This is a genomic window from Treponema sp. (assembly GCF_045657965.1).
GTDB lineage: Bacteria > Spirochaetota > Spirochaetia > Treponematales > Treponemataceae > Treponema_D.
Genome location: NZ_JAZOUG010000351.1, coordinates 1 through 7,438 on the forward strand (window position 1 = coordinate 1; position 7,438 = coordinate 7,438).

Annotated in this window: 11 protein-coding genes; 5 read left to right on the forward strand and 6 right to left on the reverse strand. The window is 35.1% G+C overall.

Going from position 1 to position 7,438, the window contains the following annotated elements:
- Window positions 1–164 precede the first annotated feature (164 nt).
- The 6 genes from ACKI5B_RS13285 to ACKI5B_RS13310 form a co-directional block, all read right to left on the reverse strand.
- Window positions 165–446, reverse strand: a complete 282-nt coding sequence (locus ACKI5B_RS13285) for a hypothetical protein (protein ID WP_407429565.1) — start codon at window positions 444–446, stop codon at window positions 165–167.
- A gap of 78 nt (window positions 447–524) precedes the next feature.
- Window positions 525–656 carry a zinc-ribbon domain-containing protein gene (locus ACKI5B_RS13290; RefSeq protein WP_407429567.1) on the reverse strand — a complete coding sequence of 44 codons (132 nt, stop codon included), beginning with the start codon at window positions 654–656 and terminating at the stop codon, window positions 525–527.
- Window positions 657–675: 19 nt separating this feature from the next.
- Window positions 676–1,059 carry a hypothetical protein gene (locus ACKI5B_RS13295; protein ID WP_407429569.1) on the reverse strand — a complete coding sequence of 128 codons (384 nt, stop codon included), beginning with the start codon at window positions 1,057–1,059 and terminating at the stop codon, window positions 676–678.
- A gap of 341 nt (window positions 1,060–1,400) precedes the next feature.
- Entirely contained in the window at window positions 1,401–2,366 is a 966-nt protein-coding gene (locus ACKI5B_RS13300; RefSeq protein WP_407429571.1) for an ATP-binding protein, read from the reverse strand.
- A gap of 35 nt (window positions 2,367–2,401) precedes the next feature.
- On the reverse strand, window positions 2,402–2,893 hold the full coding sequence (locus ACKI5B_RS13305; protein ID WP_407429573.1) for a type III toxin-antitoxin system ToxN/AbiQ family toxin: 492 nt from the start codon (window positions 2,891–2,893) through the stop codon (window positions 2,402–2,404).
- A gap of 141 nt (window positions 2,894–3,034) precedes the next feature.
- Window positions 3,035–4,060 (reverse strand): helix-turn-helix transcriptional regulator, encoded by a 1,026-nt coding sequence (locus ACKI5B_RS13310; protein WP_407429575.1) that lies wholly within the window; start codon window positions 4,058–4,060, stop codon window positions 3,035–3,037.
- Between the two features lie 94 nt (window positions 4,061–4,154).
- Here ACKI5B_RS13310 and ACKI5B_RS13315 point away from each other — a divergent pair, with 94 nt between their 5' ends.
- The 5 genes from ACKI5B_RS13315 (at window position 4,155) to ACKI5B_RS13335 (ending at window position 7,331) form a co-directional block, all read left to right on the forward strand.
- Window positions 4,155–4,880: a uracil-DNA glycosylase family protein gene (locus ACKI5B_RS13315; protein ID WP_407429576.1), complete on the forward strand. Its 726-nt coding sequence runs from the start codon at window positions 4,155–4,157 to the stop codon at window positions 4,878–4,880.
- Between the two features lie 103 nt (window positions 4,881–4,983).
- On the forward strand, window positions 4,984–5,394 hold the full coding sequence (locus ACKI5B_RS13320) for a hypothetical protein (RefSeq protein ID WP_407429578.1): 411 nt from the start codon (window positions 4,984–4,986) through the stop codon (window positions 5,392–5,394).
- Between the two features lie 60 nt (window positions 5,395–5,454).
- The gene (locus ACKI5B_RS13325; RefSeq protein ID WP_407429580.1) at window positions 5,455–6,231 is read left to right on the forward strand and encodes a hypothetical protein; all 777 of its coding nucleotides are present in this window, start codon (window positions 5,455–5,457) and stop codon (window positions 6,229–6,231) included.
- Window positions 6,206–6,841: an AAA family ATPase gene (locus ACKI5B_RS13330; RefSeq protein ID WP_407429582.1), complete on the forward strand. Its 636-nt coding sequence runs from the start codon at window positions 6,206–6,208 to the stop codon at window positions 6,839–6,841. The genes ACKI5B_RS13325 and ACKI5B_RS13330 overlap by 26 nt, the downstream gene beginning before the upstream one ends.
- Before the next feature lie 76 nt (window positions 6,842–6,917).
- A complete protein-coding gene (locus tag ACKI5B_RS13335; RefSeq protein WP_407429584.1) occupies window positions 6,918–7,331 on the forward strand; it encodes a hypothetical protein in 414 nt (137 codons plus the stop codon).
- Window positions 7,332–7,438 lie beyond the last annotated feature (107 nt).

Below are 7,438 nucleotides of genomic sequence, written 5' to 3' on the forward strand. Positions count from 1 at the left end.
AGTAGGAGACATCGTTAAAGAGGCAGAGGGATTATAATAGTGATTTAAAAGTAAGTTGGCTTATGAAAAAGAACGCACTTTGATGGTGCGTTCTTTTAGGTTTTATTGCGGAGACTTTTAATTTATTTCCGCAATTTCTACAAAACATAATCTCTCCACTAATTTTATTTAAATTTTCTTGTTGTTTTTATCAAAGCCAACACGGTTACTAAAAAAACAATGATAAAAAGAACCAACAAAATAATATTTTTTCTCAGCTCTTTTTCAGCAAAACTTACATATTCCCAAGCTTGATTTGCTTCTGCATCTCGTATAGCCCGTCCAAAATCTTTGCCAGAAATTCTTTCCTGTGCTTTTGTTTTTGTGGAGTAATAAGAATCTGCCATATATTGTGCACTTGCCGCTTCTTCTTGAAAATAACTCAACATTTCTGAGGAATCTGTCACTTTATATATCTGAAAACAACATAAAGCAAGTTCCGCTAAGAGCAAAATGCCGATAAGAGAAATTATTATTTTTTGATTTCAAAGAAGCCCACTATTTTCTGTCAACTTGGGATTAAGTAATGGGCTTTTAGTGATAGTAAGTTTATTTCCACATTTTGAACAAAAGTTAGAATTCTCAAGAATTTGGTTTCCACAATACTTACAGAACATATCTTATTTTTCCATCTCATCAATAATTATATCCGACACTTCCATAAAGTCTGAATGTCAGATATTTTCTTTTCAGCTCAAGCGCTTCTTTTTCACCATTTTCACTTTCGACAGAATATCTACTTTTATATTCAGGATGTTCTAAAACCTCCTTTTCTTTCAACAATAGGGGCTGCTCTTTTACCAGATTCCAGGAGTCTTTCTTTATTTTGTAAATTGAAACTATATCTCCTTTATATACACCAGCAATGTAATCGGCTTCACAAGCTTTCTTTTTGTTCACCCGCCAATATTTTCTTGTACATTCGTAAAGATTCTCTCTTCCTGTACCTTTCCAAAAAGCAGGATATGATATGTTCAAACTCACAAAAATAATTTTATTTTTCATAAAAATATCTACCATGAATGAATTGAAAGTCCAATCATTAAATACTTTCAACTTAAAAGTGTACCATCATATTATTCATTTTGCAAATTACCGAAGAAGTTGTTAATGATGTGCGTAGGATTTTAAACAAAGCATTAGATAAAATGAATAAATAAAAATCGCCGGTCCTAGGAAGCGGCACTGCGGAGCAGGGCAAAAACAGTCCGGTGGACTGTTTTTAGCGAGTCTCCGAGCAACTATGTTGCGAAGGCCCAAAAGGCAGAACCAGCGTTCAAGTTAGCGCGAGTTTTAATGTTTTTTGCGAAGCAAAAATGCGAGCCTCGCGAGCAAATTAAAACTCGTATGCTTGATGAGCGTTAGCGAATCAACGCATGGTATTCCTGCAGAGATTTTACTCCGCCTACACCAGCATTGCCGTTCTTGGTAGCATCAATTCCCTTAACCGCAGCCAGCGCCCCGGCAATAGTCGTTATATAAGAAACCTTATACTTCAAACAAGCCTTGCGGATTGTCTTGCGGTCTTCAGCGTAGTTGCGCTTTGCCTTTGGTGTGTTGATTACCAGACAGACATCCTTATTCATGATCAGGTCATTTACATCCGGGCGGCCTGCTCCGATTTTATTAACCACATCGCACTTAATTCCGTTTGCGTTGTAGAAGTCTGCTGTGCCCTGAGTTCCAACCAGTGTGAAGCCAAGATTCTTCAAAGTCTTTCCGATTTCAAGAACCTGATCTTTCTGGCCTTCCTTGTTGCTCAAAGAAATCAAAACCTTTTTATTTTCCCAGGCAGCCGGTGCATGTGGAAGTTCACTTCCTGCAGCTTCCTGTGATTTATAGAATGCCAGTGGGAAGTTTTCAGCCAAACCAAGAACTTCACCTGTAGAACGCATTTCAGGTCCGAGGATTGGGTCAACGCCAGGGAAGCGAGCCCATGGCAATACTGCCTCTTTTGCTCCGTAGTAAGGAATCTTCTTGTCTTTGAGGCCGAGGCTTTCCAAAGATTCACCAAGCATCATTCGAGTTGCAAGGCGGGCCATCTGAGTGTCACAAACCTTTGATACGAGAGGCACAGTGCGGCTTGCACGAGGGTTAGCTTCAATTACATAAACCTTTCCATTTTCAATTGCGTACTGCATGTTCATCAAACCGCAAACGTGCAGGCTTTCTGCAATCTTCTTTGTATATTCTTTGATTGTCGCAAGGTTGTCAGCCGGAATTGAAACCGGTGGAATTACACTGAAAAATACAAAGGGGAAAGCCTTCCCCTCGCTCCAGCCCGCAAGCGGTCTTACGCTACCCCTTCTAGCGGGGACACCCCGCAACGCCCCGATGTAAGGTAAATTGCTGTCGCAATTTGCTATTTACTTTTGTACTCTCTGCATTTTTCTTCAAGCAATTTAAAATTATTGCACCGTTGGCTTAGCTTTGATTTTCCGTCATTTATAAGCTTATGGTCATAAACTATTCTTGCATTGCTTACAATTTGTTCAGATTTCTGTTTAATGATACGGTATTCGGCTCTTATAAGGTTTTTATAATGCTCGTTCTTTATGTCAGAAATAAGAACAGGTTTACAGATATTTATAGGAGCAGGAAACATATTATTCAAATTGATAACGGCATAGACACCAATCTTGATAAAATCGTCAGTTTCGCAAAGTCGTTTGTGTTTGGGTTTAAAAGATGAAAGGGGCGCAAAATATTTGAATCCTTCAATTTCAAGTATAATTCCAATATATTTTCGAGAGAAGTCTTGAGTTACCTTTTTGTTCCTGAAAAGATGCTCTTCAAATGCAGAAAGATATTCAATATAAGCTGAATCGATTTCGTAGATTTCTAAGTCTGCCATAAAAAAAAGCGCCGAAGCAATAAAAACTGCCTCGGCCGTATAAATTTCGCAGTCAAAGGTGCGATATCCTTATAGTTAGAATATAATGCAGAATACTTGTGCAGTCAAGAGATGATTTAGAGTTTGATGTTATTAACATTCTCAATCAAAAATCCCATTAACTCGTTTCATCATAGTTTCTACCGTCAATTTCCAGTTATCAACAAACCAATCTGGAGAAATAGGAACGGCATGAGAGCCTTGCGATAGAATCCATTCCATCACTCTGAGAGTTTGAGTTGAAGAAAACTCTACACGAGTTCTCTCTTCTTCTTCAAAATTCGTGACTTTCTGATTATCTGCTAAAATCCTTTCTTTGACGATTTCTCTGGCGTCGTTATATAAATCAATTACAAAATCTACAGCTTTATCGCTCATAAAGATTCCGAACTTACCGCCACCACAACGAGATGAGAAATCAAAATTTTCCGGTAAATCAAAGTGTTCTGAAGTAACTTCAAGATTTTTGATTCTGCTTAAAGAAAAAATCCGCTCTGCATTTCGTTCATAAGAATATCCAAAAATGAAACATGAACCGTCATCAAAAAGAAACTGATAGGGAGCAACTTTTCTGTGAGATGTTTCTGTGTTCCAGCGACCGTTATAGTCAAATTCAACAACATAATTATTGCGGATTGCTTCAAGAAGTTTTTTCCAAACGATTTCATCTATATTGATTTTTGGGGCTGGAGCAACAGCAATTCGTTTTAAAAGTGAACTTTTTCCAAATCCCTGTGTATCTGTTACGAAGTTGATAGCATCAGAAATCGAGTTGTAAATCGGGCTTCCCTCAAAACTTGAAAGAAGAGTCTTGGCGGCAGAAAGATAAAACACATCTTCCGTGGAAATATTATTCAGGACAAAATCCCATTTTTCATCAAAATAATAATACCCGCCTTTCTCCCTGTCAAACTCGAGTGGCGCATGAAAATATGTTCGGAGCAAATCAATATCACGGTAAATTGTTGCTTCTCCAACCTTACTATAACCAGTCTGTTCACAGTATAGCTTTTGGAGCCTTGGAACATCCGGATACATTCCAGCCTTAATTGCGTTGTGAATGATAATGAGACGTTCAAGCATTTTTTTATTCAATGTGCGTTCAGGCATGTTCTTTTCCATTTTCATACGGATATTATAGCATGACTTACTATCATTTGGTGATAGTGGAAATTAGAAAACTTTTCATTATGCACTTCTAAATGTATGATATACTTGTAATATGAATGAAAAGGAACTTACAAAACGGCAAACAGAAATGCATGATAAAATTTTCAACCATGCTAAAGAAAATAATCTAATAAAGCAAAAACCCTTGCTTATGCCTATTTATGATGGAGTTGCTGATATAAAAGCATATATAAGTTCAAATCCTAAAATTATGTGGATTTTGAAAGAACCTTATGATGATTTCACCTCAACAGGAAAAGCTCGTGGTGGAGATTGGTACTTTACAGAACACTTTAAAAACACAAATGTTTGGAAAGACCAAGATATGTGGAAGCTTATGATTCAAATTAACTATGCCATACGAAATAATTTAAAATGGAAAGAATTGGACTATATAGAGAATAATTCAGAAATGGCAGAAGAATTAAAGAAAACTGCTTATATAAATATCAGTAAGATGCCAGCAAATACGATAAGCCCTAATGACCATATACGGACTTGCTATGCTATATGGAAAAAAATCCTGTTTGAACAAATTGATATATATAAACCAGATGTAATTATTTTTGGTTATACTTTTCAATTCTTCAAGGAAGATTTTAAAATAACAGATAAAGCTATTCCCACTATATCAGGCCAATGGAATGCAGATGTATATAAAAAAGATAATATGATTCTTATTGATGCATTTCATCCTTCTAGAAAAGGCGGTGAAGATTCTGGGCATGATTATGTTACATGTATTATAAATGCATACAAAAAAGCATCTAAAAAGTAAATAAAAAAATCCTTTCCTCCACTATCGCGAAATGATAGTAGCATGTGTTATAAGTGAACTAACACTGAAACATTGCTGCTAAAAAGTAGCGATAGGAGGAATTATGAAAAAACTTATTTCTTTGTTGGTTTTGCTGTTTATAGCAACAGCAGTCTTCGCTCAGTCTTTTACACTAAAGACAGCTGATAAAACGCCTTGCACTGTAACTTTAAATGGTGACTTTATTGTAATTGAAGAAACTTTACTCGGTGGCTACATAACCCGCATTACAATTCCAAAATCAAAATTCACTTCTACTGGTACAAAAGTCACTTCTGATGAAGGTGGTAAATCCGTAATAAACAATAAGCCGTTCATGGAAAGTGGTGATGTTATTTACATAATTGAAGATCAGAAAAATACTTCTATCGTTGGTTTTCTCTCCGGCAGAGCCTATTATCAGCAGAATCCAGTAATGGGTATTTGGCTTTACAAAAAAGACATTCAAGCTATAGCAAAGAAACTGAAATTGTAGTTTATAACTCAAAGCATTTTGAAATAAAATGCTTTGAGTATTACTGTCTGGGAGGCAAATATGAATAAGAAACTGATTATTGAAAATTCGCTGGTCTTTTTGTTTGTTTTGCTATTATTGCCATTTCCGAAGCTCATGGAAGAAATATTGATAGGAAGTATATTTGCAGTTTGTTTTATTTTCTGCTTTTTAAATCCGCGAAAATGTGTCAATCATGTCTGTGAGATTTTTTCGTATAATATTCCATACCTGACGATAGAGGTTTTAATTTTGCAAATCCATTCTGTCCGTTTCTCTTTGTTAGCAAACAATATTCAGGAACAGCTTTTTTGTGTTCAACTCTACAAACGACTTACAGACCGATTGCCTAACAAAGAAGCCTTCCTTATTGGATTCCTTATCTATTTTTGGCTTTTGTTGTACTTCCTTATTTTATTTCTGGAAAATGGAGTAAAAAGAAAAATTGAAGTAAGTAATAAATTCAATCAAGATAAGTTAAATGTACAGAAGCAGAATATAGCATACAAAGAAAATGCTGGAATTATTTCTGATAAACAAGCCGTTATTGAAAATGATAATTTGGTTACAACAGTCGAATTGAACAAAGACATTGCTTTTGAAATTAAAAAAATCAGAAATTATCTGGTTGGTAGTCTGGTTGTATGTTTATGTCATTTCGGAAGCGGAATGGTAAAAGATATGATGTTTGAAAAATTATGCTTTGAAGAATCGTTTTTCAATAACGCAGTAATTGCTGTCGGAAGTACCATTCCGTTTGTATGCATTTATCTAATGATGACAAGATTTCTTTATGGAAAGAGCAATGGAAATGAATAAGATTTTTCTGAAATATATGGATATTGAAGGCTATAAGAATTTCTACAACCGGGTACATGTGGATTTTTCACCTCACTTGAATATTGTAGCCGGCCCGCCAAAATTTGGAAAATCAAATCTTCTTAATGCTATAAATTGGACTTTGCTTGATACTGATGGTACGGACAACACTCCTGAAACAATCATTTTTCACGGTAATAAAACAAGAAAACCGTATGATTTTGCAGAAGTCACTCTCTGTTACGGCAAAGAAAATAATGAAGGATCAATCATTATTAAGCATCGGCTTGAGAGAAGTGGGAATAATTTCTGGCAGATAGACACAAAGCAATACGATTCATTTGAAAGTTTTAAGAATCATCTGCAGGAATTCAAATTTCCAGAATTGTGCTTGATTAAAGATTTTAATAAATCAAATAGAAATGTTTCAAATCATTTTGAAGGATTGTTAAAACAGGTGGACGAAAAACAATGCATTGTAGAAATATGTAAAGAGATTAATTGGCATAAGATTTCTAACAAGAAGATTCCAAACTGTCTTATCGGAATTTACCCAAGTGAGAATGATGTTATAAAAGTCATAGCACTAATTGATAGAATGGGTGACTAATTTGCAAGACAGGCAGTCGAAGATGAGTAGGCGGAAGAAAAAGAAAAAAGTACAAAAACACTGTATGTATTTGTGCATGAACGCTTATCTTGTTTCGTTTGGTAATATAGATTTTTGCGGCTTTAAAGTACCACAACTAATCAGCGGATATGTAAAAAAGATGCCGATGTTTTCCAATTTATCAATAAGAAACATTGAAAAGCAGTTCAAGAAAGGACTCTTGATTTTTTATTGTAAGAATAGGAAAAGATGCATTATATGGGAACATAAGTTGCAGCTGCTAAAAGCTGAAGATCTGACAGAAGATTTAATCAATCTCGTTGTTGAAATGTATAAACTGCGATTGACTGTCTTAAAAGCTTTTGTAGAAGAGTTATTCAGTTTTGAAGATGTTGGATATATAGAAGTAATGAGCCATGACTTGGGGCTGTCAGAAAAAGAAACAGATAATGTGATAAAAAGAATTAATTCAGGCCTTAATTTTAAATAATCAGCTATCGTTAAATGATAGTAAGAAATACTAGAATTAAAATCATCAGGAGGAAATTATGGATAAAGAAAAATTCTTAAAAAGCCGAACTGAATGGAAAAACTTTC